The following is a 25,158-nucleotide window of genomic DNA, read 5'->3' on the forward strand; positions in this document are numbered from 1 at the left end:
GCCCGATCTCATCCCTGTCGTACTCGCGAGCCGACGAGTCCGGTCACATCTCCGTGGCGTCCGTAAGATCGTCGATGTTGGTGAGCTTCGTATCGTTGAACTCCACCAGCACGCCGAGTTCGCTCAAGCCGGCGGCATCGCACTCGGCGAAGCGCACCGTCCAGCCCTGACCACTGCCGAAGGTGAGCTCCGCGCCGCCCAGCACCGTGCCGGAAGGCAAGGCAAGCCGGTCCACGACAGTGCTGCGTGCCAGTGCGCCCAACCCGGCCCAGCGCCGCAGCGTCCGGGCGACAAAGTAGACGTCGGGCGGCAACTCACTGGAAGCCGCCATCAAATTGACGGTCACCGTTTCATCGGTCTCCGTCGGCCGATAGCCGCTGATCGTCCAACAACGAAAGTTGTCGGGAGCCGGGACTTCGGCAAACGTGCCGACCCTGGGGACGACGAGTTCCGCGGGCATATCGGCGAACATCTCACCGAGCCGACGCGCCACCTCGTTTTCCACCCAGCTCTTCACCATCCGTTCGGGGGGTGCGTGGTAGAGCTCGGCGAGCGCGAGCAACCCGGACCATGTGGATTCATCCAGGCTGATTCGCAGGTCTGGCGTGTTCATCACCCCATGGTGGCAGGGCGCTGTCGCCCGCATCATCACGTTCTCCGGCTAGGCCGAGCAAGAGGACCCCGGCCGCGGGACCTCGTTGGTCCCAAAGGGAGTCGGCCACATTTGCGGAGGGGCCTGTCGTGACACGACCCCGTCGCCGGGGCGTGGCTGCGGGGGAACCGGGCAGCCCGTTGCTAGCTTGCCCCGTGTGACAAAAACACTTAAGTCGGGCTTTTCGTCTCATCACTTCCGGGCTTCGGCCGCGCTCACGGTCGTCGGTGTCGCCTGCACCTGCACTCTGACCGTCACGACGCTGGCCGCCGGTCCGGCCGCGGCCGCGAGCCGCGCGCCCGTGAACATCGGCAATCCGGTGGCGGGCAGCAACGGCTTCGGCGTGGTCACCGAGGCCGACGCGACGCTCGGCAGTACGGAGGCCGAGGGCCCGGTGGCGGTCGGCGGGAACCTGACCTACGGAGCGGGCTACAACGTCGCTCTGAACAATGCGGGTACGTTCACCGCGCCGGGCGACGCCCGCCCCACCGCACTGCTGGTCGGCGGGGCCGTCGACTACGCGGGCAGCAGTCCGTCGGGGGTGCTCAAGGTGCTCCAGAGCGGCTACGTCAAGATCGGCGGCATGACGGGCAGCACGGCCCTCGACCAGGACGCCAACGGTGCCAGTGTCAACACGCACGTGGTGGCCTCCGGCGCGGCCTACGACTCCACGCCCCGCATCGAGCTGAACACCCAGCAGCCCACGGCCTCCGTCGCCCAGTCCGGGCTGATGGACTTCGCGTCGCTGTTCTCCACCTACCGCGACCGTTCCGACACCATGGCCGGGTGCTCGGCGAACGTGACCCTGCTCGACGGGAACGGCGATCCGCTGCCCGACCAGGACGTCGTTCCTCCCGGATCGAACATCAAGATCGCACTGACGTCCGGCCGCACGAACGTCCTGCGGCTGACGGGCGAGCAGCTCAACAACATCGACGTCCTGACGTTCCTGAACCCGCCGACGGCTGACACCCCCTTGCTGATCAGTGTCGATACGACGGGGACGAACAGCTCGTTCACCTGGCACACGCCGACGATGGCCGGCGTCTCGGGCACCCAGGCGCCGTACATCCTGTGGAACTTCGCCGACGCGACCGACATCACCATCGCGGACGGCGACTCGCTGGAGGGCACCATCTACGCCCCGCGCGCCAAGCTCACCGACCTGGACCCCTCCAACATCGAGGGCGACATCATCACCCGCGAACTCGTCGCAGGACCGCTCTCGGGCGGCTCGGGCGGCGGCGCCGTGAACGCCGGCGAGATCCACTACTTCCCGTTCGACGCCCAGCTCCAGTGCGACTCGACGCCCACGCCGAACGCCACCGGAACCGTACGGGTGGTGAAGAAGGACGCGCAGAGCGGTGCGGTGCTGCCCGGAGCGCAGTTCGCCCTCTGGAAGGAGACGAACGGCACCACCGGCCTCCAGACGACCGGAACCGACCCCGACACGCAGGTCGGTGACACCTGCACCACCGGCGCCGACGGCATCTGCTCCCGCGAGGTCGAGACCGGCACCTACTACTGGCAGGAGACGAAGGCCCCGATCGGCTACGACCTCCCCTCCCCCGCCGTGTTCGGGCCGCTGGTGCTGACCACGGCCAACGCGTCCCAGGGCGTCACGGTCACCGCGAACGACACCAAGACCCCGGCGCCGTCCGTCCACGGGAGGATCGTGATCCACAAGACGGACGCGAAGAATGGGCGCCGGCTGCCCGGCGCGGTCTTCCAGGTGTGGAAGGAGACCAACGGCGTCCGGGGCCTGCAGACCCGCGGCCGGACCGCGGACACGAAGGTCGGACCGGCCTGCGCCACCGACACCCGCGGCACCTGCGCCTTCGACGACCTGGAGTACGGCCAGTACTACCTCCAGGAGAGCGCCGTCCCGGAAGGCTATGTCCTGCCGAGGAACCCGGTGAGCGGCCCCTACACCGTCGACGGAGGCAGCCACGACGTCACGGTCGAACTGTCCAACACACGGGGCGAGCCCCCCAAGGGCGGCAAGGGCTGATCCTGCCGGGCCGTGGCGTCAGGCGCCGGTGCCGGGTTTGACGCCCCACACGTAGACGGCGTCGTCGATGTCGAGGAGATCCCACAGGACGGCGGCATCGGCGACGGTGAGGTTGACGCAGCCCGCCGAGCCCCCTCCGTCGTAGAGGTCTCCGGGATGGCCGTGCAGAGCCTGGCCGCCGTCGAAGAACTGCGAGTACGGCATGGGCGCGTCGTCGTAGAGCGTGGAGACCTGGTCGCGGTTGCGCAGATAGATGGCGTGCCAGCCCGGCCGGGTCTCCTGCGCGTTGCGGCCGGTGCGGATGGCCACCGGCCCGAAGCGGACCTTGCTTCCGGTCTGCACCCACAGGATCTGCCGGTCCATGTCGACACAGGTCACCCGGTAGGACCGCACCGGACATCGCCCGGCGGCGTTCGGGTTCGTTCCCGCCGCTGCGACCACGGTGGCGCGGTAGGTCCCGAGATCGGCGTAACCATCCTGCCGGGACGTCCCATGCCCGGCCTGGAAGGCGCGGACGGCCCGGCAGTCGGCCTCGGACTGCCGTCCGTCGACGGGGCGGCCGAGGTACTTCTCCAGGTCGCGCTGGTAGGGCCCGGTCGGAGCCGTGCACGCCGTGTCGGCCGACGGAGCGGTAGCGGCTCGCGCGGCGACGCACGGGGACAGCAGTACCGCCGTGGCCGCCAGAGCACACGTGAGGCGTATGGAGGAGCGCACGTCGAGGCCTCTCGGTAGGGTGCACGTCTCCCCCAGTCGACCAGCGGCAGGCTCCCGGGCCCATCCATGCACGACCGGTCGAGTGACCGGCTCGTGTGCGGACAGGAACTCGGATGAGCACCCGGAAACATCACCGGGCCCCGGAATCCAGGCCTCGCCGAAACACGGACGGCCCGCAACCATCCCCACCGCCCGACTTCCTGAAGTGGTGGCACGGCGTCCACTCCTGTCCCGCCCGAACGGACGCGTGACACCTTGCTCGGCGATAACCGGCGACTTGCGGCCAGCACCCACCCCACGACATCCGAACCAGGACGCCGCCCGGCGGACCGAACCGACCCCCGCGCGGGAGCCCTTCGCTGTGCTGTTGGGCGTTCCGCCTCACGGCTCAGCGCCGGCGTCATCATCGACCAGGGGCTGGAGACCTTCTCGTGGACCGCGCATAGACGCTGTCCCGTCCGCTGATGCTTCTGCTGGGTGCCGAGCGGTCGACTCAAGGGCCGGACAACCCGCACTTTCGATCGGCGAGCATCCGCAACTCCACAGACGACACTCGGCCCCGTTTCGACCTCGTGTCCATCGGTGATCAGCGCCCAGGTCGCGATGCGTGGGTCCGCAGTCGCCGCGTGGAATGCTCAGCGGCCCTGTGCTGTGAGGAGCGTGTCGAGGCGCGGGTAGACGGTGCGTGCGTTGTGTTCGTGTATCGCGGCCAGGCGGTCGGCAGGGAGACCGGCCGCCTCGGTGTACCGCCGGGTGTCGTCGAAGTGGTGGCCGGTGCACGGGTCGATGTCCCGGACCGCGCCGATCATCTCCGAGGCGAAGAGGATGTTCTTCGTGGGGATGACGTCGAGGAGCAGGTCGATGCCGGGTTGGTGGTAGACGCAGGTGTCGAAGTAGACGTTGTCGAGGACGTGTTGTTCGAGCGGGGGCTTGCCGAGGGCCATGGCCAGTCCCCGGAATCGGCCCCAGTGGTAGGGGATGGCTCCGCCGCCGTGCGGGATGACCAGGCGGAGGGTGGGGAAGTCTGTGAACAGGTCGCCCTGGACGAGTTGCATGAACGCCGTGGTGTCGGCGTTGAGGTAGTGGGCGCCGGTGGTGTGGAAGGCCGGGTTGACGCTCGTGCTGACGTGGATCATCGCGGGGATGTCGTACTCGGTCATCTTCTCGTAGAGCGGGTACCAGGAGCGGTCGGTGAGGGGCGGCGCGCTCCAGTGGCCGCCGGAGGGGTCGGGGTTGAGATTGAGAGCGACGGCGCCGTACTCCTCCACGCAGCGGGTCAGTTCCGGGATGCAGGTGGCCGGATCGACACCGGGCGACTGCGGGAGCATCGCGGCGGGCGCGAAGCGTTCCGGATACAACTGGCTGACCCGGAAGCAGAGTTCGTTGCAGATCGCTGCCCAGGCGGCTGAGGTCTCGAAGCCCCCCACGTGATGGGCCATGAACGAGGCGCGCGGTGAGAAGACCGTCATGTCGATGCCGCGTTCGTCCATCAGCCGCAGCTGGTTGCCGTCGATGCTCTCGCGGAGTTCGTCGTCGGAGATGCGCAGGTCGGAGCGGGTGGGGGCGTTCGTTGGGTCGGTGAGGGAGGCGATCTGCCGGTTGCGCCACCGTTCCAGGGCGGGCGGCGCGGTCGTGTAGTGCCCGTGGCAGTCGATGATCATTGAGTCTTCCTTCTCGCGGAGGTTCCGTCGCCGTGGGCGTCCGACACAGTGGTGGAGGTGATGGCGTCAGAGGTCTTCGGCCGGGTGTGTGGACGGCCGGTCGGCACCGGTCGCCGGGCACGGGTGACACGGCAGACACCGCGACCCGCCCCGGCCAGGTGTGGGTCACCGGTGTCTCCCCGGGCGTCCTGCGTCCTGCCCTGGCAGCCAGACCGGTCACGCCGGACTCGCTTCGCGCGCGGCCGTGCTTCAGGCGACTGCCTGGTAGCCGGCGTCGAGTTCCGCGTGCAGGCGGTCCCGGTCGATCGCGTTCTCCCATTTGCCGACGACGAGTGTGGCCACGCAGTTTCCGGCGATGTTGGTGAAGACGAAGGCGGCCGACAGGATGCTGTGGATACCCAGCACCAGGGCGATGCTGTCCACCGGGATCTTGTGCGTCGTGCTCAGGGTCAGTGCCAGTACCGCGATGGCTGATCCCGATACTCCTGCGCCGCCCTTGGACGTGAGCAGCAGCACCAGCAGGAGACCCACTTGCGCCTGCCATCCCAGATCGCTGCCCGTGGCCTGGGCGAGGAAGACGCTGACCGAGGCGAAGTACAGACACGTCCCGTCGTGGTTGAAGCTGTACGCGGTGGGAAGCACCAGGCCGACCACGGGCTCGTCGACTCCGAGTCGTTCGAGCTTCGCGGTGAGCTGCGGAAAGACGCTCTCCGAAGAGCTGGTGCCGAGCACGAGGAAGAGTTCCGCGCGGAAATACCGCAACAGCTTGAACAGGCTGATGCCCGCGTACCGCGACACCGGCCACAGCACCAGGACGAAGAAGAGCAGGACGATCAGGTAGAAGACCCCGATCAGTTTCCCGAGCGAAGTCAGCGTGCCCAGACCGTACTTGGACACGGTGAAGGCGATGGCGCCGAAGGCCGCGAGGGGTGCGATGCGCATGACCTTGCGGATGATCCAGAACAGCGTCTGCTGGATGTTGCCGACGATGTCCAGCACGGGTTGCGCCCGATCGCCGAGGGAGGCCAGTCCGCAGGCGAACAGGACGGAGAACACCAGGACTTGGAGGATGTCCCCCTCGGCGAAGGCCTGTACCGCGGAGGTGGGCACGAGGCTGACGAGGAAGTCGTCGAAGCCTTCCGACTTGGCGGGCGCGGTGTTCGCCGCCTGGTGCAGCGACGACGGGTCTATGTGCATACCGGCGCCCGGGCGCAGCACGTTGACCACGACGAGCCCGATGACGAGGGCGATCGTCGTGATCACCTCGAAGTACACGAGGGCGCGTACGGCGATGCGGCCGACCTTGCCGAGGTCACGGACGCTGGCGATGCCGTGTGTGACGGTGCAGAAGATGATGAGGCCGACCACCATCTGGATGAGGTGGATGAAGATGTCGCCGAGGAACTGGACGTGGTGTCCGACGGACGGGGCGAAGTTGCCCACGACGACGCCCAGCGCGACTCCGGCGAGCACCTGGAAGGCGAGGTCGTTGTAGAAGCGGCCGGGCGGCTTGACCGGTTGTGCGGGGACGGCCGTGGATGTTGCTTCACTCATCGTCGTTTCCAGTTTCTTCGTTGAAATACTGGTGCGGGAGAAGACCGGCCGAGAGGCGAGGGTCGGGGAAGCGGGCGCTCTGCCGCGCTTTCGTGGGCTGGCTTGGCATGGGCGGGAGCGGCCAGCGCGGGGGTCAGGCGGCGTCGCTGCCGAGAATGCTCCGTGCCGGTTCGAAGATCTCCTCGGCTGTGAGTTCTCTGGGCAGCAGCCCCTGTTCCAGGCAGGCCGTCACGATGAACTCGATCGGCTCACGGAGGCGGTCGATGCCGAAGAGGGTCGGGGAGGGATCGTCGGCCCGGCGTTCGACGGCCGCGTCGGCCCTGCGCAGAAGGCGGTAGGCCGCGCGGACCGCGTGCGGGTCCTGACGGCAGACCGTCGCGCCGGCGACAACCATGTGGTTGACGGGCACGTATCCGTGCCGACGCCACCACTGCTGGTCGCGGGCGTCGGCGTCCGGCACCACGCGGACGAACTCCTCGCCCCCGGGGAGGTCGTTGCCGAGTATCGCGGCGTCGATCCCGCCCTCGCGCAGCATGTCGGGCAGGGATGCTCCGCCGCTCCCGCGCCGGACGAAGCCGGGGTCCGTGTACTGGGCGACGTGGGGTTCGTCGTGGGTGAGCCAGTGCAGGTCCCGCGCCGTGAGGCCGAAGTCCTCGGCGAGGTGTGCGCGTACCCACATTCCCGTGGTCTGGGTGTACGAGCGCACGCCGACCTGTGCGCCGGCCAGGTGTGCCGGCGCGAGGGGCCGGGTGGCATGGGCGATGAGGCAGCCCCGCTGGAAGCGTGCGGCCACCACGGCCGGCAGCAGGACCACGGGGCGGCCGTAGGCGATGGCCTGCAGGGCGGTCACGACGGCCAGTTCGCTGAGGTCGTAGGCCTCCTCGCGCACCATGGGTGCGAAGGCGCGGTGGACCGGTGCGATGTCGGTGAACGACAGGGTGACCCGCTCGTCGCGGATGTCGCCGCTCTTCAGCTGCACGGTGTGGGGGTGGTCGGCGAGGACAGTGCGCAGGACGGAGGGCTCAGGCACGGGTTCCGCCCGTCGTCGCGAGGGAGGGGTAGAACGCGCGGGCTGTTCCGCCGAGGATCGCGCTCTGGTCGTCGCCGGAGAGGCCGGACAGTGCGCTCCGGGCCTCGTCGAGGAGACCGAGGAGACCGCCCTCGGCCGCGGGGAAGTTGGAGCCCCACGCGATCCGTTCGGCGCCGTACGCGGTCACCAGGTCGGCCAGGAACTCGTCGGCCGTGGACCTGCCTGCCCTGGCGGCGTCCAGGGCGCGGTGGGTGAGTTTCAGGTGGACACCGGGGTGGATCGCCAACTCGAAGAGTTCCCTGGACAGTTGGTAGGGGCGACCGTCGGACAGGTCGGGGCGGGCGCAGTGGTCGAGCAGTACCCGCACCCGGGGAAAGCGTTCCAGCAGGTTCCGCAGGGCGGGCAGACCCTGGATGGTCATCTGCAGACACACGGGGATGTCGTTCTCCTCCGCGTAGGCCCAGGCGGGGTACGAGCGCTCATGGCCGAGCCAGTCCGCCTGGCCTGGCATCGTCGTCCCGGTGGTGAACAGACGGAAGCCGGACAGCCCTTCGTCCTGCCACTTCTTGATCTCCGCCACCGCGTCGTCCGCCAGGGCGTCGACGGAGTAGACCCCGGCGAATCGGTCCGGATGGGTCCGGACCGCTTCGGCGACGTAGCGGTTGTCGTGGCCGTAGACCGTGGACGCCTGCACGACGACGGCCCGCGAGACACCCGCCTCGTCGAGTGCGCGCACCAGTCCGTCGATGTCCACGGGGTGCGCCTGCGACCACGCGGACTGCCGTCCCCCTACTGGGGCGTGTGGATAGCGCGTGCTGTCCGGTGAGATCACGTGGGTGTGCGTGTCCACGATCTCCATCAGGCCTCCCAAGGTCCTCGAATCGGTGCCGGCCTCTCGGCATGGCCGAAAGCCGTACTCAGACTGAAGTCCAGGGCGACAGGATTGTCAACAATTTTATCCGATCATTTTTACAGCTATCCTGCGGCCCAGGCTTCCGATCACACGGGAAGGAGGCAGCCGGCAGGAGTCTGGGACGGCGCCGGGACTGGCGCTGACGTGGGACGACGTCCGACGGAGGCCCAATCGAGAGGCCGTCGCACAGACGCGCCCAGACACAGTCGCGCGGACACGTCGAAAGCAACGCTCCGCGCCGTCGACCGCAACCGGGAAGCCAACAGGGCCCGCTCCACCGCGCCACGCACCGGCCATCAGGAGACGGATCCCGACATGCACCCCACGGAACGCGGGTCGCCGCCGCGCGGACGGATCCGCTCGCGCGCAGCAGGGCAGGAGGCCGGGACCGAGCCGGACCCGGCCAGGCCCAGGCCCGGCCTGCCTCGCCCGGTCCGGTCCGGATCGGATCGGATCACCGAGGGTCAGGTGGCCACGGGAGGCTTCACGGCCACGGCCCGCACCAGGCAAGACCGACCGAAGAAACCTGTGTCACAACCGCCTTGAAACCGGACTGTTCTCGGACCGGGGAGCAAGACGGCTCGCGATCAGAGGCCGCGGAAGCGACGGTCGCCGCGCCTCATCCGCCCCGAGGACGGTTCCGGCGCCACATCCCGGCAGAGCACAACTCGACACGTGTCCGCCGACCGGCGTCAGCACCCTGCCACGCGGCCGGACCCGGCCGGGCCGCAGGTGTCAGCCCACGGACTCGACGGACAGGGAGGTCCTGCTCGCACGCAGTTCGTCGATCACACTGGCCAGTTGCGCCCCGGCGGCAGCGTCGGCGGCATCGGCGTCACCGGAGACGACGGCGTCGATGATGGACAGGAGTTGCGGCAACGACTGCTGCGGGCGCCCGGGCCGCATCGCGAGGCGGAACTGGAAGCGCACCATCTGCGTGTTGAGCCGCTCCAGTTGGCGTTTGGCGACCACCTGGCCGCTGAAATCGATGATGAGGTCGTGCAGCCTTCGGTTGAGCGCCGAGTAGGTCTCGACGGCGTTCTCCGCGACGGCCGCGCGCAACTGAGTGCCGACCTCGGTCAGTTCGGCACGCTGCGCCTCGGTCGCGTGCACCGCCGCCCGGCGCGCACACACCCGCTCCAGCGCCGAGCGGCACTCGGTGATCTGGACGGCTTCCTCGATCGAGATCACCCGGACCCGCGCCCCGCGGTTGCGCACAATCTCGACGAGATCGTCGGAAGCGAGATCTGCCAGTGCCTCCCGCACGGAGCTGCGGGTCACTCCGAGCAGCTCGGCCAGATCCTGCACCACCAGCCGCTGCCCGGGCACAAGGTCACCGACCCGCAGGGCGTGCCGGATATGCGTGCTCACACAGCTCCGGGCGGCTGCCCCCTTGATGGGCGCGGTGGTCACCGGCTTCGCCCCCTTCTCGCACGCGGACATACGCCGTCTCGTCTTCACGGGCGTCACGGGCATCGGATGAGATTGCTGATCTTATCAGCGAAGATATTGTCAGCAATTATTGGTGACAGTTCGATCGGCCCGGCGAGGATAGCGCGCGCTCCCACCTCAGCCTCAGCGTGTGCCCATGCCTGAACCCAATGCTTCGTAGCGTCATGCAGGAGAGCCGCGGGACATCCGTACGCCCTGCCTCAGCGGCACGTCCCTGGCCTGTGCAGCCCTCGCAGGCCTGCTCAGGCACACGGGGAGCCTCCGGTGCCGGATCACCTCATCCGGTGCCACCAGGGCAACGTGTGTTGGCGTTTCTCATCAATGTCGGCCGTGACCGATGAGTTCTGTGCGTCTCCATGGTCGATACGGCTGGATACACCGACGGCGGTGGGGCCGTGCTGGAGACATTCCAGCGCGGGACGAAGCAGATGGAGGCTGTAATGAGCGTCGACGACTCCGAGCAGGAGCACACCACACGGACTCTTGAGTCGGGGGCGCGGGTGAGCAGTCCCAGGGTGTTGGTGGCGGGAGCGAGCATCGCGGGACCCGCGCTGGCCCACTGGCTGCGCAGGCGGGGGGCCGAGGTGACCGTGGTGGAGCGGGCTCCCGAGCTGCGTCCCGGCGGTCAGGCGGTGGATGCGCGCGGAGTCGCCAAGGAGGTCATCGGACGCATGGGCCTGGACGCGGCGGTGCGCGCGGCATGCACCGACACCGCCGGCGCGCACACCGTGGACGCGAACGGGCAGGTGCTGGAAACCTTCCGTGCCGACGACGACGGTGGCGACGGGTTCATCGCGGACATCGAGATCCTGCGCGGAGACCTGTCCCAGGTGCTCTACGACGACACCCGCGACCACACCGAGTACGTCTTCGGCGACCGAATCGCCGAACTCGCCCAGGACGCGGACGGGGTCGACGTGGTCTTCGCGAGCGGTGACCGGCGACGCTTCGACCTGGTGATCGGGGCGGACGGGCTGCACTCGGAGCTGCGCGCGATGGTCTTCGGTCCGCACGAGCGGTTCCTCCGCCACCTCGGGCACGTGCTGGCCTTCTACAGTGTGCCCAACGAGTTCGGGCTGGACCGCTGGCTTCTGGAGTACCAGGACCAGGAGTCCGGGCGCTCCGCTCTCCTGCGGCCCATCCAGGACGCCACCCGGGCGATGGCCATGTTCTACCTTCCCTCAACCGACTTCGACGTCGACTACCGTGACGTCGCGGCCCAGAAGCGCCTGCTGCGGGAACGGGTGGCGGACCTGGCCTGGCTGACCCCGGACATCCTCGCGCATCTGGACGACACCCCGGACTTCTACCTCGACCAGGTCGCCCAGGTAGTGATGGACCGCTGGTCGAACGGACGGGTGGTGCTGCTCGGCGACGCGGCGTTCAGTTCGTCGCCGATGTCCGGGCAGGGCACCGGCCTGGCCCTGGTCGGCGCCTACTTGCTGGCCGGAGAGCTGGCCGCCGCCGGATGGGACCCCAGCACCGGGTTCGCCCGCTACGAGGCACGCATGCGCTCGTTCGTCGAGGCCAACCAGGAGATCGGCCGGTTGAACGCCCGCAGCCGCGAGGTCCCCGGGCCGGACGCCGAGCCGCGCCCTGACTTCACCAGCGAGTGGTTCACCGAACTGGTCGGGCGCGCGATCAACGGCGTCGAGCTGCCCGACTACGCGGGGGTCCCGGACTCTGCGGGGGTCGCGGACTCAGCGGCTCCGGCCAGATCGAGCTGAGGGAAATCCCCTAGCTCCCTCAGCTCCCTCAGCTCCCCCAGATCCCCTAGATCCCATGACGAAGCGGCCCATGCGAGCGGGTGGGCCGCGGACTCGCACCTGTCCAACGTCACGCACGGAAGCCGGAGTTCACTCGCGGACGGCAAGCGAATGTGCCCGCGCCGACGACAGCATCTTCTCCGACGATGCCGGCATCCTGGCGGTCTCGGCCGCCCCCGCCCAAGACGAAGGCTCCTCCAGGACGACTCCCGTCACCGGAAGGTCACCCGCCCCTGGGCCGGTGAACGATACGGCACCCTCCGCGTAACCGTCCGCTCCCTCCCGCAGGACAGATCGCTTGCACGCTCAACTTCGGCCAGGACTGGTCTGTTTGAGTCACCGGAAGATCATTAACCTGACCCGTGAACGCAGACATCCAAACCGAGGAGTTCCGTGTCCGCTGCCCCGCCGGTTCCCGACATCCTTTCGTCCGAGTTCGCCGCGGACCCCTACCCCGCTTATGCGGTGATGCGGGAGAGGGAACCGCTCATTTGGCACGAGGCGACCCAGAGCTACGTCATCTCCCGATACGAGGACGTCGAGCGCGTCTTCAGGGACAAGAACGCGGAGTTCACGACCGAGAACTACGACTGGCAGCTGGAGCCGGTCCACGGCAAGACGATCCTGCAGCTCAGCGGCCGCGAGCACGCGGTGCGCCGGGCGCTCGTCGCCCCCGCCTTCCGCGGCAGCGACCTGCGGGAGAAGTTCATGCCGGTCATCGAGAGCAACTCGCGTCAACTCATCGACGCGTTCCGGCACTCCGGCTCCGCCGACATCGTCAGCGACTACGCGACCCGCTTCCCGGTCAACGTCATCGCGGACATGCTCGGCCTGGACAAGGCCGACCACGCCCGGTTCCACAACTGGTACACCGCCGTGATCGCCTTCCTCGGCAACCTCTCCGGCGACCCCGACGTCACCGCCGCCGGGGAGCGCACCCGGACCGAGTTCGCCGAGTACATGATCCCGATCATCCGCGACCGGCGCGAGAACCCGGGGGACGACCTGCTGTCGGCGCTGTGCATCGCCGAGGTCGACGGTGTCCGGATGAGCGACGAGGACATCAAGGCCTTCTGCAGCCTGCTGCTCGCGGCCGGAGGCGAGACCACCGACAAGGCGATCGCCAGCATCATGGCGAACCTGCTGATGCACCCGGAGCAGCTGGCCGCCGTCCGCGAGGACCGGAGCCTGATACCCGCGGCCTTCGCGGAGACACTGCGCTACACCCCGCCGGTGCACATGATCATGCGTCAGTCGGCCACGGACGTGGAGGTCAGCGACGGCACCATACCGGCCGGGGCCACCGTGACCTGCCTCATCGGTGCCGCCAACCGAGACGCGCGGCGCTTCCACGAACCCGACCGGTTCGACATCTTCCGTGACGACCTCACCACGACGTCGGCGTTCTCCGCCGCCGCCGACCACCTGGCCTTCGCGCTCGGCCGTCACTTCTGCGTCGGTGCGCTGCTCGCCAAGGCGGAGGTCGAGACCGGGGTGAACCACCTGCTCGACGCGATGCCGGACCTTCGCCTCGCAGACGGCTTCGACCCGGTCGAGCGGGGCGTGTTCACGCGCGGACCGCAGTCACTGCCGGTCCGCTTCACCCCGAACGGCGGCTGAAACGCACCGTCAGCAGGGGCCTGTCCATCCGGGCAGCAGCCACGCCAAGCCCCTCTCCCCCACCGCCCGAACAGCAGACATCCCGCTGGCCGGGCAGTGGGGGCGCTCCTACTGCAGGCTGGGAGTGAACCGCACCGGCAGCGACGTCAGGCCACGCATCCACACCGACGGACGCCAGTTCAGGTCGTCCGTCTCGACGGCCAGAACCAGGTCGGGCAGGCGGTCCAGCAGTGTCTCCACCGCCGTGCGCGCCATCACGTCCGCGAGGAGTGGAGCCGGATAGGGACAGCGGTGCTCACCGCTGCTGAACGACAGGTGCGCGGAGTTCTCCGCACCCACGTGCGACTCGGGCCAGATCTGAGGGTCGGTGTTGGCCGCCGCCAGACCCAGGACCAGGCAGTCTCCCTCCCGGATCAGACGCCCGCCGAGCTGGGTGTCCCGCACCGCCCAGCGGCCGATGAAGTTCTGCGTCGGGGTGTCCAGCCACAGCACCTCGTTCAGCGCGTCACCCACACTCACCCGGCCACCGGAGACGTTGAGCGCGAAACGCTCATCGGTGAGCAGCAGGCGCAACGTGTTGCAGATCCAGTTCGCCGTGGGCTGCTGCGCGGCGGCGATCACCGAGATCAGATCCTGCACGATCTCCTCGTCGCTGAGCCCGGCCGGATCCAGCAGCATGCGCGAGGTGACGTCCGCTCCCGGCCGCTCCCGCTTCTCCTTCACCAGCTGCATGATCCGGCTGCCGACCCGCATGTACGCGGCCACCGGGTCGTCGCCCTCGCCGGCGTCGAGCGAGATCCGCAGGTCGTCGACGAGCTGCTCGGTGTCCGCGCTGCCCTGCGGCATGCCGCACATCCAGAGCACCCCGCGGGCCGGCAGCGCGTGCGCGAACGCGCTCATCAGCTCGGCCTCGCCGCCCCCCGCGAACGTGGAGATCAGTTGTCGGGCGATCAGCTCGCACTCGCGGGCGAGCTCGAACTGGTCCACGCCCTCCAGCGCCTGTGTGATCACACCTGCCCGCCGCTGATGCTCCGTCCCCTCGGTGAACAGCACCGAGGGCTGGTAGCCGACGAACGGCAGCAGCGGCCAGTCGGGCGGGATGTTGCCCCACTGGTTCCACCGCCGCGAGTCCCGCGCGAACAGATCGTCGTGACCGGTGACGTAGCAGACCTCGGGATAGCCGAGAACAAGCCAAGCCGGGATGTCGTTGTCCAGGAGCACCGGCGCGACCGGACCGTGCTCCCGGCGCAGGGTGCGGTACAGCTGCGACGGCGTCTGCTGGTACTCAAGTCCGCCCAGGTGCACGGCGGAACCGTGCGCGGGGCAGCCGGGTGGCGGCGCGGACGGGGAGCCGGTGGGGTCGCTCACGGTGTGCTCTCCTGGGACAGGGCCATTGAGTAGAGGTGGTCCACGAGGGTGATGAGGACCTCCTTGCCGGAGGACCGGACCCGGGCGTCGCAGTCGACCATCGGGACGTGCTCGCCGAGCGCGAGGGCCTTGCGGATCTCCTGGAGCGAGAAGCGGTTCTCGTCGTCGTCAAAGCGGTTCACGGCCACCACGAACGGGGTCTTGTGGTGTTCCAGCCTGTCTATCGCGTACCAGGAGTCCTGCATGCGACGCGTGTCGACGAGGACGACCGCGCCCAGCGTGCCGGAGAACAGACGGTCCCACAGGAACCAGAAACGCTCCTGGCCCGGGGCACCGAACAGGTACAGGACCATCCGCTGGTTGAGACTGATGCGGCCGAAGTCGAACGCGACCGTCGTGGTGGTCTTGCGCTCGACACCGGCCGTCTCGTCGATGTCCTGCCCCGCCTGCGTCATCACCTCTTCGGTGCTCAGCGGCCGGATCTCGCTCACCGAACGGACCATGGTGGTCTTTCCCACCCCGAAGCCGCCGACGACGACGATCTTCAGGCCGGTTTCGACGGTATCGCCCAGCGGCGTCCGCTGAGAGGGCAACTCAGAGGTTGCGGAGCCCATTGAGGACCTCCTGGAGCAGGGCGGTTTGGGAGAGCGAGGCGACCGACGGGGCCGCGTGCGGGTGCCGGGCGCTGACCTTGCCCATGTCATGGAGGTCGCCGACGAGAATGCGGGTGACGGTGACGGGCAGTTTCAGCTCGGCGGAGATCTCGACCAGCGCCGCGGGGTGACGGCACAGCTCGAGGATGCGCACGTACTCGGACTGCATGCCGGCGCTGGGTTCGCTCTCGCTGACGATCAACGTCACCAGATCGAAGGTGTCGTCGGCAGTGCTGCGCCCGCCCGTGACCATGTAGAGCCGGTCGGGATCACCCACGTCCACGGGTTTGTGCATCACGCGGAGGCACCTCGGCCGACGGGCGTGCGGGGTTCGGCCCGCAGGTGGTCGCCGATCTGCTCGACGAGTTCCGTCATCTGGTGACCGATGACGCCCGGGTCGGCGTCCTGCTGAGCGATCAGCGCCAGGTGCGCGCCCTCGCCGGCCTCGACGATGAACAGCAGGCCACCATGGAAGTCCGTCATGGAATGCCGTACGCCACCCGACCCGTCCCCGAACTCTACGGAGGCGCCCTGCGCGAGGGCCTGGATACCGGAGCAGATGGCCGCGAGCTGATCGGCCTGGTCGAGCGTCATGTGCTCCGTCCAGCACAGCTTCAGACCGTCCCGGGACAGGACGAGCGCGTGGCGTGAGCCCGGGGTGCGCTCCAAGAGGTTCATCAGGAGCCAGGTGAGGCTGTTGTCAGTGGTCTCCATGGTGGGTGGGACGGGTTATGACCGGTCAGGTCACCCGGCCCGTTCCTCCAATCCATCGGTTACGGCTGCGAGTTGCGGTACTGGTGGGCTGATGCTCGTGAGGAGCGGGGAAGCAGGGATCTGCGGACGGCTGTGGGCGCGGAAGGTCCGTGTTCTAGTCCGCCGCTGTCCCGGGCTCGTCAGCGGGCGGCGTGGTGGAGCTGTCGCCCGCGCCGCCATACCGCGCGCGGTGGAAGGCGCCGAACTGGGCACCTATGTCGCGCGGCGGACGCGGCTCGCGGGCCCCGCCGGAGGCTGCCGGCGGCGCCGGCTTCTGCCGGGCGCGCTCAGCCTCCGCCATGGTGCGGCCCGGCGCGCGTACGGGCAGTCCGTTGTCGGTGAGGGAGTCCGGCACGGGCGCGGGCTTGGAATCGCTCTCCGGAGCCTGAGGCTTGGGTACGACCGGGTCCACGCGCGGCACCGGCATCTCCTCCGACACCGGTACCGGGGCGGCTGCGGGCACGGCCGCCGGGGCGTTGCGGGGCGACTCGATCACGGGTTCGCGCTGTTGGGCCACCAGTTGTGGCGGAAGCAGTACGACGACGCCGGTCCCGCCGCGCGAGGAGGGCCGGTAGTTGACGCTGATGCCGTACCGCTCGGCGATGCGTCCCACCACGGCCAGGCCGAGGCGGGTGCCCTGCAGCGAGGCCAGGTCGGTGACACGGCCCGACACCGACTCCTCCGCCCGGCGCATGGCGGCGTCGGACATCTTCAGGCCGCTGTCCTCGATGGTGACGACGAGACCCGCGCTCCGCTCCTCGACGTAGACGTGCACCTCGTCGATGGGCGGCGAGAAGTTGGCCGCGTTGTCCATGAGTTCGGCCAGCAGGTGCATCACGCCTTCGGAGGCGAAGCCCGCGATCGCAGCCTTGCTGGAAGAGTGCAGGCGCACGCGCCGGTAGGCGGCGATCCGGCCGACGGCACCGCGCAGGATGCTCTCCATCCCGATCGGCTTGTTCCAGACGCGGCTGGAGCGACCGCCCATCAGCAGGGCGAGCCGGTCGGTCATCAGGCCGAGCTGGGAGGTGCTGTGGTCCAGTCGGAGCAGATCGCCGAAGACCTCCCCGCCGTGACGGTCCTGCATGTCCCGCAGATCGGCGAGCATGGAGACCGTCTTCGCCTGAACCCGGCTCAGCGCCTTGGCAGACGCGGCCTGGGCGGCGGCGGACCGGCGCTCGCTGTACGCCAGTTCCCTGACGAACCATTCGGCCACGCCGGACAGCACGGCGTCCTGAGGGAAGTCGAGCTTGGTGAGGACGGTGTTTCCCGAACTCCCCTCCCGCAGCAGAGCCACCGCGGCGGGGAGGGTCTCGGCGGTGAGGCGTTCGAGTTCCGCGTTCCGCCGGGCCAACTGGCTGCGTGCGGTGCTCCGTTCCGCCTCGGCCGCCGCGGCCTGTTGCACCGACTCAGCGAGCTGACCGACGAAGGTCTGGAGTATCCGGCGCAGTTGGGCGTCGGACGGGACGACCACTTGGGAGAGTGCCTCGTCGGCGCTCGCGCCGCTCTTCAGGTGCCGCGTCACGCCCGGCAACGCGACGCCGACGAGCTGGGCCGCCTGCCCCTCCTGGCGCCGCCAGTTGTCCTTGGCCATCTCCAGCTCGCTGCGGCTGGCGTCCGCCTGCCGCACGGAACGGCGCAGGAGGTAGGAAGCGGTGGTGACGACAGCCGCTACGCAGAACCAGGCGACGACCGCCGTGCCCAGCACCCAGGGCCGTGCGCGGCCGGGGGCGAGGAGGACGGCAGCGACAGCCCCTGCGGCCGCGAGGACCAGGGCCACCGGGAACACGGCCGGCAATGAGCGCACCTCGTTCCCTCGTCGACGCTGACGGGGGCGAGCAGGCACTGGCATTCCGCGGTCCCTCGGTCCGTACGAGCAGAGATTGCGTGGGCGACCACACGTCGTCGCCTTCCCGAAGCTCGACCGCAGGGACGGTGGCCTTCCGGATGACACGCGCTGCTCATGCTAGCCACCCTTTCCGGCAGAGGGATCTCACCAAGGACCCCATCGCTCACACGAGTTCAGTAAGTCGGGAAACCAACCTCGCAGCGCGTGAGCGTGATAGGCGACTTCGCCCGTTAATGGATGATCTTGAGGGTGTGGAACGGGATATTCCGTGAAGCACGCGTGCAGATGGGCTCACATCAAGAGCACGCATCACGCAACGACAGGCGACATTCAGCCATGTGCGGGCCGGGAGCGTCACCGGAGCAGCACCGTGGTTATCTGCCTCAGAAGTGCGGAACCCCGAACTACTGGGCCAGTGGCGTTCGTTGGATTCCGAAGCAATTGGCAAAATGCATCGCCGTACATGACCGCGCTTCCGGACTCCGCCGTGGCGCGATCCGGTCGGGGTCCGGTCGGCGCCGCCGACAGAGTCACCGACCGCCTCGGCTTGCGCGGGACATCTCCAGCAGGGCGGCGGCGGAAGGCGACCCGGGGATGGTCGTGTACACGAGCACTATCTCTTCCGGGTCGCTGGTCAGTTGGAGCCCCTCCCATGAGAACTCCAGCTGGTGATGGGGAGGTTGGCAGCGCAGAACGACGGTCGAGTGCGTGGTCTCCAGGACGTGCTGTTCCGACCAGAGCCGCCGGAAGTCCTCGCTGCGCCGGGCGAGTTCATCGATCTCGCGGATGAGCTCCGGGTCCCGGGGCCTCTTGCCGGTTTCGGTCCGCAGGTACGACACCGCCTCGCGGGCCTTCGCCTCCCAGTCGACGTACAGCCACCGGGCGCGCGGATCCGTGAAGACGAGCCGTCCGACGGTGCGCTGTGCGGAGGGGATGCTGTCGAAGTCGGCGAAGACGGCCGCCGCCAGGCGGTTCCAGGCGAGTATCGCGCCTCCCCTGCCCACGAGGTAGGCGGGAGTGCCGGCCATCGAGTCGAGGATGTGCTGCACACTCGGCCGTACGCCGCGGGAGCCCTCGCGGTCGGTGCCCGTGCTCGGCCTCGCCAGACTGAGCAGGTAGCGACGCTCGCCCGTGCTCAGCCGGAGCGCCTCGGCCACGGCGTCCAGCACGGCGTCCGACACCCGGAACGCCTGTCCGCGTTCGAGCCGTATGTAGTGCTCGACGCTGACGGCCGCGAGCGTGGCGACCTCCTCGCGGCGCAGTCCTCTCACTCGTCTGACTCCGTGGTCGGGTAACCCTACGTCCTGGGGGCGCAGTCGGGCCCGGCGGGAGACGAGGAAGTCGCGGAGGGCGTCGAAGGTGTCCATGTCAGGCATCTTTGTGGCTGATCTCCACGCCCGCCAGTAGATGCGAGCTCCGCCGCACGATCCCGCCAGGGCATGGTGTGACCTCCCTCGGGCCTCCCGGTCGTCGCATCCTCGTAACGCGCCCCCTGCCACTGGGGGCACACACCGCGCTGCCGGCCGGCCCGGCGGTGCCCCGTCGAAAGGACGAGCACCATGCCCCACAGTGCACGCACCCGCAGACAGCGAACGGCAGCCGCGATCGGCGTACTCGTCGCGGTGATCGGGATGACCGCAGGCGGCGCCGTGACGGCGTCGGCGGCCCCCGCCAACGCCAAGAAGTGCTTCATCGAGGTACAGGTCAACGGGGAGTGGGTCAAGTACGAGGTGGCGTGCGACTGAGGTGACCGTTTTGCCGGTCGCGACCGAGGGGGGCGCGACCGGCAGGGCCCACGGTCGCGGGGTCCCAGCTGAGCCGTCAAGCACTTCCTCGCGATCGGATGGGTGTCCGCTGCCGGATGGTCAGGTTGGCCCGGCGTCCCGGTTCGACGCAGCTGGTGTAGCCACGGCTGTAGCGGAAGTACGCGGCTCCGTAGTGCCGGGCGTTGTAGGAGTACGTGACGTCGGGACGGCGGATGGGCCGCCAGTAGCCCGTGACGTCCTTACGCCCGTGCCGTGCGGGCGGTGTTCACGGTTCGTCAGGCCTGGGACTGGTCCGTCGCGAGCAGCAGGGCGAGAGCGGTGAGGGCGGATCCCGTGACGTACCGCTGGACCCGCAGCCAGGCTGGTCGTGCGACGAGGAACTCCGACAGGGTGCCCGCGGCCATGATGATGACCAGGTTCGCGCACACGCTCACGGCGACCTGGATGCCGCCGAAGGCGAAGCCCTGGAGCAGGACGTGGCCCGCGCGGGTGTCCACGAACTGCGGGATCAGTGAGAGGTACAGCAGGGCGATCTTGGGGTTGAGGAGGTTCGTGACCAGCCCCATGGCGAAGAGGCGGCGGGTGGAGGTGTCCGCCATCTCTCGGGGAGCGAAGACGGACGCGCCGTCCGACCTGAAGGCCTGCCAGGCCAGCCAGCCCAGATAGGCGGCGCCCACGATCTTGAAGGACGTGTACAGCACGGGGACGGTGCGCAGCACGGCCATCAGGCTGAGGTTCGTCACCACCACGAAGACCAGGGCACCGACCGCGACCCCGCCCAACGACACCACACCGGCGCGACGGCCCTGGGCGATGCTCCGCGAGACCATGTACATCATGTTCGGCCCGGGAGTGATCACGACGCCGAGGGAGATCGCGGCCACGCTGATCCCGTTGTCCAGGTTCACCGTCGGTGCTCCGCGCCGACGTCGGAAGGCCGTGTTCCACCGCGGCGAACCGGCTTCCAGACGAGTTTCCCGGAGTCCCGCACGACCGCGTTGCCGGTGACGCGAGCGGCCGTGGAGGGGAAGTCGTCGCGGTGGTGCGCCCCGCGCGACTCCTCGCGGAGCAGCGCGGACTCGACGATCAGCCGAGAGGCAAGAAGGAGGTTCTCCAGGTCCAGACACGTCTGTACCTGGCCGGCGGCCCGAGGCCCGGAGGCGATGTCCAGCTTCTCCCGGCGCTCGTCCAGTGCCTCGATCGTCTCGGTCATCGCGAGGAGGTCGCGGGCCGTACGGATCGGGCCGGCCTTCAAGTACATCTCCCGCCGCAGGAGTTGGAGCAGGGCCTCCGGGCTGGCGCCGTCCGGCGAGACGTCCATGCGGTAGGGCCCGGTGAGCCGTATGTGTTCTTCCGTCGGTCCCGTACCGACGCTGTCGGCGGCCGCGTGCCGACCGGCGATCCGGCCGAAGACAAGGGCCTCCGAGAGGCCGTTCCCGCCGAGGCGGTTGGCGCCGTGGACGCCGCCCGCGGCCTCGCCCGCCGCGTACAGGCCGGGGATCGTGGTGCGGGCCGTGCTGTCGGTCCGGAGTCCGCCCATCAGGAAATGGGCGGTGGGGCGGACGGCGAGTACCGATGCGTCCGCCGATCCGAATCCCGGCCTGATCAGGCGGAGTCGTTCGTAGAGGGCCGGATAGCGCTCCGGTATCAGATGCGCGCAGGCACCGAGGTCGAGCTGGACCGTGCCGTCCGGGAAGCCGCGCCCCTCCACGATCTCGCGGTACGCACCGCGCGACACCTTGTCCCGGGTGGCCTGTTCGCCCAGCGGGTCGTACCGCAGCATGAACCGCTCACCGGCACGGTTGAGCAGGGTCGCGCCGTCGAACCGTACGGCTTCCTCGACCGGCATTCCGTCGTACGTCGGTACGTCCGACGCGAGCCCGGTGGGATGGAACTGGACGTATTCCATGTCGATGGCCTCGGCGCCGGCCCGCAGTCCGAGGGCGAGACCGTCGCAGGTCTTGTCCGTGGAGGCGGCCGACGGTGCGTACATCGAGGTGCCGCCGCCGTCCGCGAGGATCACGGCGTCCGCGGCGATCTCCAGGACTTCGAGACTCTCGACGGACAGCGCCCGCAGTCCGCGTACGGCTCCGTCGGCGTCGAGCAGGATGTCCGTGGCCCGCAGCCCGGAGTGGACCTCGACGTGGCCTTCCTCGACGAGTCGTGCCAGTCGTCCGCGGAGGACACGCTGGATGTGGAAGCCGAGCCGGTCCTCCAGGTGGACGGCGCGGGGTGCGCCGTTGCCGCCGAACGGGCGGGTGGCGAACCGGCCGTCGCCACTCTTCTCGAATCGCAGCCCGAGGCCTTCCAGCCATTCCACCAGGCCCAACGCGCCCTCGCACAGCGTCCGTACGATGCCCTCGTCACCCGCGTGGGCACCGCCCGCGAGGGTGTCCTCGATGTGGGCCGCGACGCTGTCGTCCGGTGCTACGGCCGCGTTGAAGGCGTGGGTCTTCCAGGTGCAGCCGCCGGCCGAGGCCCAGCGGTGCCGGGCGTGCTCGTAGAGGGCCTTCGTGACGAGGACGACGTGTGCGCCCTCGGCGGCGGCCTCGACGGCGGCGGCCAGGCCCGCGCCTCCGGCGCCGACGACGACAACCCTCGGGGCCCACGCTGCGGGTACGGACGTCGTCCGCGCCGTGTTCACGGTCGTGTTCGCGGTCATGTTCCCTGCCTTCACCGGTGTCGTCGCCCTGTTGAGCCCGTCGCGCGTGTCAGAGCTGGGCGCAGATCTCGTCGAGCAGTCGGCGCTCGGCCGCCTCGTCGTCGTCGACTCCGCCGAGCATGTAGCCGCCGAACTTCATGTGTCCGCGCTCCCGGCCGAGGGCGATCACGCCCCGGCCGACGTCGGCGATGGCGGCTTCCACGTCCGCGAGTTCGACCTCGGTGTTCTCGTGGACGTACAGCTCGGTGAGGCGCCGGGCCGGAATGATCTCGCCGTGCGCGGCACGCACGTCGGGGTGGGTGCGGAAGCTCTCCCAGTACATGCGCGAGCCCGGGATCACGCCGGGTGCGGCGACCGAGACCGTGGTGATGGTGTCCCGATAGGTCTCCGCGAGGGAGAGCCAGGAGTCGACCTCTTCGCGGAGCTGCTTCCGGGTGGTGCCGGGCAGGCCGAGGATTCCCGAGGCGTAGATCTTGTAGTCCAGTTCCTGGGCCAGTTCGAGTGCCTCGTGAACCCGGTCGGGTCCCTTGTTGATGCCCTTGGAGTCGCCCTTGAGGAGTTTCGGGTCGAAGGCCTCCAGGCCGACGTTCCATGTGCGGACGAAGCCCTGGCACAGCTTGGCGGACTGGAGGAACTCGAAGACCAGGCCGTAGGCGAGGAGGAACCGGTGGTCGCGGAGTACCGGTGAGGCGGCGCAGCGCTCGGCGAGTTCGTCGAGGTAGCCGATCTCGCCGGACCACTGCGCGCGGGAGAATCCGAGGGTGGAGTCTCCGGCGGCGTAGACATTGGCGCCGAGACCGCCGACCACCTTTTCGAGCGCGGGAACGATCGTGTCCATCCGGGCGAATTTCGGGGTGAGCCCCTGGATCGAGCAGTGTTTGCACCGGCGTCCCGGACGTGTTCCCCAGGTGCAGCCGGCGTCCAGAGGCAGCGTGACCATGCGCTTCAGGTCGTAGTGGTGCGCGTACCAGACGTCGAACGCCTTGTCGTAGTACCGCTCCAGTTGGTCTTCGATGAGCGTGTAGTCGGGGAGCATCCGGCGGTCGAGCGGATAGGTGGGAGCCGGCTGGTTGACGATCCCCTGCTGTTCTCGATAGGCGAGAGAAGGGACGCGTCTCAGATCGAGTTGGCCGCGTAACGCGTACAGGAGGCCGAGCATGGTGAACGGGCCGTTGTTGCCCGTACTGACGAAATCGACGAGCCGGTGGCCGTAGTGGCCGGTGAGTATTTCGCGATGGAGGATTCCCGCGTGGTCGTTGCCGAACACGACGGTCGCGGCCGGGTTCACGCGTTTGATCTCCGCGGCGACGATGAAGGCCCACAGCGCGGTGGCGGTGTAGACGGTGAACGCGGCCACGTCCGGAGGGTCCGCGGCGATGGCGGCGCGTACGTCGTCCCACGGCACGTGGCTCAAGTCGACGTATTTCCAGGGGAGTTCGGGGAGGTACCGCTCCTGGTAGGTGATCATCTCGACGAGGCCGGAGTGGGGGTAGACGGTCCCCTCGTTCCGGTACCGCTCCTGGCCGTCGACGCCGTCCACGAGCGCACCGCCACCGGAGTGGCCGCCGCGGTGGGCGGAGGTGAGCGGCAGGGCGAAGTACCAGACGGACAGGGCGGGCGAGCCGGAGCGAGCGCCCGAACCGGGGTCGGGGCCGGTACCGCCCGGCGGCGGGAACACCCACTGGAACCGACCATCGACGCCGACGACTTCCTCCACCGGCTCCAAGCCCATCTCCACGACGTCTCCCACCACAGTCGGTACCTGGAGCGCCCCAGCGTCATCGCCCTCCAGCGGGTCTGTCACGCCCGGTTCCACTGAGCGGACTGGGCTCGCGGCGGGGTTGCACGGAAGGTCCGGGAGGCCGCGTCGCCGGGGACGACCGTGCTGGTCATGCCGACCGTGGACGAGCCTGTGCTCTCCTGCCTCCTGGTCGCCCGACACCTGCTGCCTACCCTGGCCGTGCCCGTGCTCTACTGCGCCACCATGGCCGCCGACGTGCGCTGCCCCGGCCACCGGCTGGCTCTGCGACCGCATCGGGGCCCGCGCGCCGGCAGTGCTGCCTGGTCGTAGACGTGAACCGGCGTGAACAGGCGATTCGTAGGGGCGTGGTGACGGTCCATACCTGCGCTGTGGCCATGTGCACTTGACCATTGCGCCGAGCAGCTGTTCACTCGACTGTGGCGATGGATCCCGCCGGGACTTCGGTCCGAACCGCCCCGCCCGGGCTGATGGTTCCTGACTACGTCAGGAACGCATGCCCAGGAGGTGCAGTGGAATCGCCGCTCCCGACTCTCTCGGTCCTCGTACGCCGGGTCGTTGACCTTCCTGCGGGGCGAGGTCGTCCCGCTCCACACGAGATCCTCTCCAGCGCCCCCGTGCTCTGCGCTGTCGCCCCTGTTCTCCCGCAGAACGGAGGACGACGGTGAACTGCTACGACTGCGCTGTCGCCGACACCCCTGCTGCCGCCGTCGCTTCCTGTACCACCTGCGGTGCCGGGATCTGCCTCACGCACGCGCACGCTTCCTCGTACCTCCTGCACCGGCCCAGCGGCATGGGCGTGGCCACCCTGCCGCGTGCCGCCCGGCGCATCCTGTGCGCCACCTGCCGCGACGCCGAACGCAGCAGCAGCGGGTAGTGATCGCCGGGACGGGCCGGGGCCGCACCCATGGCGGATCCCGTGCTCTTCCGGCTCCTGGGCCCCTCTGCTGCGAGTCCCACCAGGCCACCACCCGCGGG

Annotated in this window: 22 protein-coding genes and 1 riboswitch; of the genes, 6 read left to right on the top strand and 16 right to left on the bottom strand. The window is 69.1% G+C overall.

Annotated elements, in window-relative coordinates:
• Positions 1 to 43 precede the first annotated feature (43 nt).
• Positions 44 to 613 (bottom strand): hypothetical protein, encoded by a 570-nt coding sequence (locus tag ACIPTO_RS20180; RefSeq protein ID WP_401194013.1) that lies wholly within the window; start codon positions 611 to 613, stop codon positions 44 to 46.
• Positions 614 to 809: 196 nt separating this feature from the next.
• Between ACIPTO_RS20180 and ACIPTO_RS20185 the strand changes: the two genes are divergently transcribed.
• A complete protein-coding gene (locus ACIPTO_RS20185; protein WP_401194015.1) occupies positions 810 to 2,663 on the top strand; it encodes a collagen-binding domain-containing protein in 1,854 nt (617 codons plus the stop codon).
• A gap of 18 nt (positions 2,664 to 2,681) precedes the next feature.
• On the opposite strand, the gene ACIPTO_RS20190 is transcribed toward ACIPTO_RS20185, so the two are convergent.
• The 6 genes from ACIPTO_RS20190 to ACIPTO_RS20215 form a co-directional block, all read right to left on the bottom strand.
• On the bottom strand, positions 2,682 to 3,377 hold the full coding sequence (locus ACIPTO_RS20190; protein ID WP_366314670.1) for a L,D-transpeptidase: 696 nt from the start codon (positions 3,375 to 3,377) through the stop codon (positions 2,682 to 2,684).
• Positions 3,378 to 4,012: 635 nt separating this feature from the next.
• A complete protein-coding gene (locus tag ACIPTO_RS20195; RefSeq protein ID WP_401194018.1) occupies positions 4,013 to 5,038 on the bottom strand; it encodes an amidohydrolase family protein in 1,026 nt (341 codons plus the stop codon).
• A 249-nt stretch (positions 5,039 to 5,287) separates the two neighbouring features.
• Positions 5,288 to 6,592, bottom strand: coding sequence for a C4-dicarboxylate transporter DctA (gene dctA, locus ACIPTO_RS20200; RefSeq protein WP_401194020.1), 1,305 nt, complete (start codon positions 6,590 to 6,592; stop codon positions 5,288 to 5,290).
• Positions 6,593 to 6,725: 133 nt separating this feature from the next.
• Positions 6,726 to 7,622 (bottom strand): hypothetical protein, encoded by an 897-nt coding sequence (locus ACIPTO_RS20205; protein ID WP_401194023.1) that lies wholly within the window; start codon positions 7,620 to 7,622, stop codon positions 6,726 to 6,728.
• The gene (locus ACIPTO_RS20210; protein WP_401194025.1) at positions 7,615 to 8,481 is read right to left on the bottom strand and encodes an amidohydrolase family protein; all 867 of its coding nucleotides are present in this window, start codon (positions 8,479 to 8,481) and stop codon (positions 7,615 to 7,617) included. The genes ACIPTO_RS20205 and ACIPTO_RS20210 overlap by 8 nt, the downstream gene beginning before the upstream one ends.
• Before the next feature lie 789 nt (positions 8,482 to 9,270).
• On the bottom strand, positions 9,271 to 9,978 hold the full coding sequence (locus ACIPTO_RS20215; RefSeq protein WP_401194726.1) for a GntR family transcriptional regulator: 708 nt from the start codon (positions 9,976 to 9,978) through the stop codon (positions 9,271 to 9,273).
• 449 nt (positions 9,979 to 10,427) lie between these two features.
• On the opposite strand from ACIPTO_RS20215, the gene ACIPTO_RS20220 reads away from it, so the two are divergent.
• Positions 10,428 to 11,714, top strand: coding sequence for an FAD-dependent monooxygenase (locus tag ACIPTO_RS20220; RefSeq protein WP_401194027.1), 1,287 nt, complete (start codon positions 10,428 to 10,430; stop codon positions 11,712 to 11,714).
• A gap of 432 nt (positions 11,715 to 12,146) precedes the next feature.
• Positions 12,147 to 13,373 (top strand): cytochrome P450, encoded by a 1,227-nt coding sequence (locus ACIPTO_RS20225; RefSeq protein WP_401194030.1) that lies wholly within the window; start codon positions 12,147 to 12,149, stop codon positions 13,371 to 13,373.
• Between the two features lie 108 nt (positions 13,374 to 13,481).
• On the opposite strand, the gene ACIPTO_RS20230 is transcribed toward ACIPTO_RS20225, so the two are convergent.
• From ACIPTO_RS20230 to ACIPTO_RS20255, 6 genes are all read right to left on the bottom strand, one after another.
• A complete protein-coding gene (locus ACIPTO_RS20230; protein WP_366314704.1) occupies positions 13,482 to 14,741 on the bottom strand; it encodes a cytochrome P450 in 1,260 nt (419 codons plus the stop codon).
• Positions 14,738 to 15,355 (bottom strand): ATP/GTP-binding protein, encoded by a 618-nt coding sequence (locus ACIPTO_RS20235; RefSeq protein WP_366314706.1) that lies wholly within the window; start codon positions 15,353 to 15,355, stop codon positions 14,738 to 14,740. The genes ACIPTO_RS20230 and ACIPTO_RS20235 overlap by 4 nt, the downstream gene beginning before the upstream one ends.
• The gene (locus ACIPTO_RS20240) at positions 15,336 to 15,692 is read right to left on the bottom strand and encodes a DUF742 domain-containing protein (RefSeq protein WP_366314708.1); all 357 of its coding nucleotides are present in this window, start codon (positions 15,690 to 15,692) and stop codon (positions 15,336 to 15,338) included. The genes ACIPTO_RS20235 and ACIPTO_RS20240 overlap by 20 nt, the downstream gene beginning before the upstream one ends.
• Positions 15,689 to 16,108, bottom strand: coding sequence for a roadblock/LC7 domain-containing protein (locus ACIPTO_RS20245; RefSeq protein ID WP_366314710.1), 420 nt, complete (start codon positions 16,106 to 16,108; stop codon positions 15,689 to 15,691). Before ACIPTO_RS20245 ends, ACIPTO_RS20240 begins: the two co-directional genes overlap by 4 nt.
• Positions 16,109 to 16,262: 154 nt before the next feature.
• Entirely contained in the window at positions 16,263 to 17,996 is a 1,734-nt protein-coding gene (locus ACIPTO_RS20250; RefSeq protein WP_401194034.1) for a sensor histidine kinase, read from the bottom strand.
• A 527-nt stretch (positions 17,997 to 18,523) separates the two neighbouring features.
• A complete protein-coding gene (locus ACIPTO_RS20255; protein ID WP_401194037.1) occupies positions 18,524 to 19,360 on the bottom strand; it encodes a transcriptional regulator in 837 nt (278 codons plus the stop codon).
• Between the two features lie 192 nt (positions 19,361 to 19,552).
• Here ACIPTO_RS20255 and ACIPTO_RS20260 point away from each other — a divergent pair, with 192 nt between their 5' ends.
• A complete protein-coding gene (locus tag ACIPTO_RS20260) occupies positions 19,553 to 19,738 on the top strand; it encodes a hypothetical protein (protein ID WP_366314716.1) in 186 nt (61 codons plus the stop codon).
• A 296-nt stretch (positions 19,739 to 20,034) separates the two neighbouring features.
• Here the strand turns inward: ACIPTO_RS20260 and ACIPTO_RS20265 are convergent, their stop codons facing one another.
• The 3 genes from ACIPTO_RS20265 to ACIPTO_RS20275 are packed head-to-tail and all read right to left on the bottom strand — an operon-like array spanning position 20,035 to position 24,225.
• Complete coding sequence (locus ACIPTO_RS20265; RefSeq protein ID WP_401194039.1) at positions 20,035 to 20,667, bottom strand: LysE family translocator; 633 nt, start codon at positions 20,665 to 20,667, stop codon at positions 20,035 to 20,037.
• The gene (locus ACIPTO_RS20270; protein ID WP_401194042.1) at positions 20,664 to 22,421 is read right to left on the bottom strand and encodes an L-aspartate oxidase; all 1,758 of its coding nucleotides are present in this window, start codon (positions 22,419 to 22,421) and stop codon (positions 20,664 to 20,666) included. Before ACIPTO_RS20270 ends, ACIPTO_RS20265 begins: the two co-directional genes overlap by 4 nt.
• 49 nt (positions 22,422 to 22,470) lie before the next feature.
• Positions 22,471 to 24,225 carry a B12-binding domain-containing radical SAM protein gene (locus tag ACIPTO_RS20275; protein WP_401194044.1) on the bottom strand — a complete coding sequence of 585 codons (1,755 nt, stop codon included), beginning with the start codon at positions 24,223 to 24,225 and terminating at the stop codon, positions 22,471 to 22,473.
• 96 nt (positions 24,226 to 24,321) lie between these two features.
• Here ACIPTO_RS20275 and ACIPTO_RS20280 point away from each other — a divergent pair, with 96 nt between their 5' ends.
• Together ACIPTO_RS20280 and ACIPTO_RS20285 are read left to right on the top strand one after the other, a co-directional pair.
• Positions 24,322 to 24,492: a hypothetical protein gene (locus tag ACIPTO_RS20280; protein WP_401194046.1), complete on the top strand. Its 171-nt coding sequence runs from the start codon at positions 24,322 to 24,324 to the stop codon at positions 24,490 to 24,492.
• A 100-nt stretch (positions 24,493 to 24,592) separates the two neighbouring features.
• A riboswitch (Fluoride riboswitch) is annotated at positions 24,593 to 24,667 on the top strand.
• A 177-nt stretch (positions 24,668 to 24,844) separates the two neighbouring features.
• A complete protein-coding gene (locus ACIPTO_RS20285) occupies positions 24,845 to 25,057 on the top strand; it encodes a DUF2180 family protein (RefSeq protein ID WP_401194048.1) in 213 nt (70 codons plus the stop codon).
• The last annotated feature ends 101 nt before the right edge of the window (positions 25,058 to 25,158 follow it).

This window comes from Streptomyces sp. NPDC090083 (assembly GCF_044747445.1).
GTDB lineage: Bacteria > Actinomycetota > Actinomycetes > Streptomycetales > Streptomycetaceae > Streptomyces.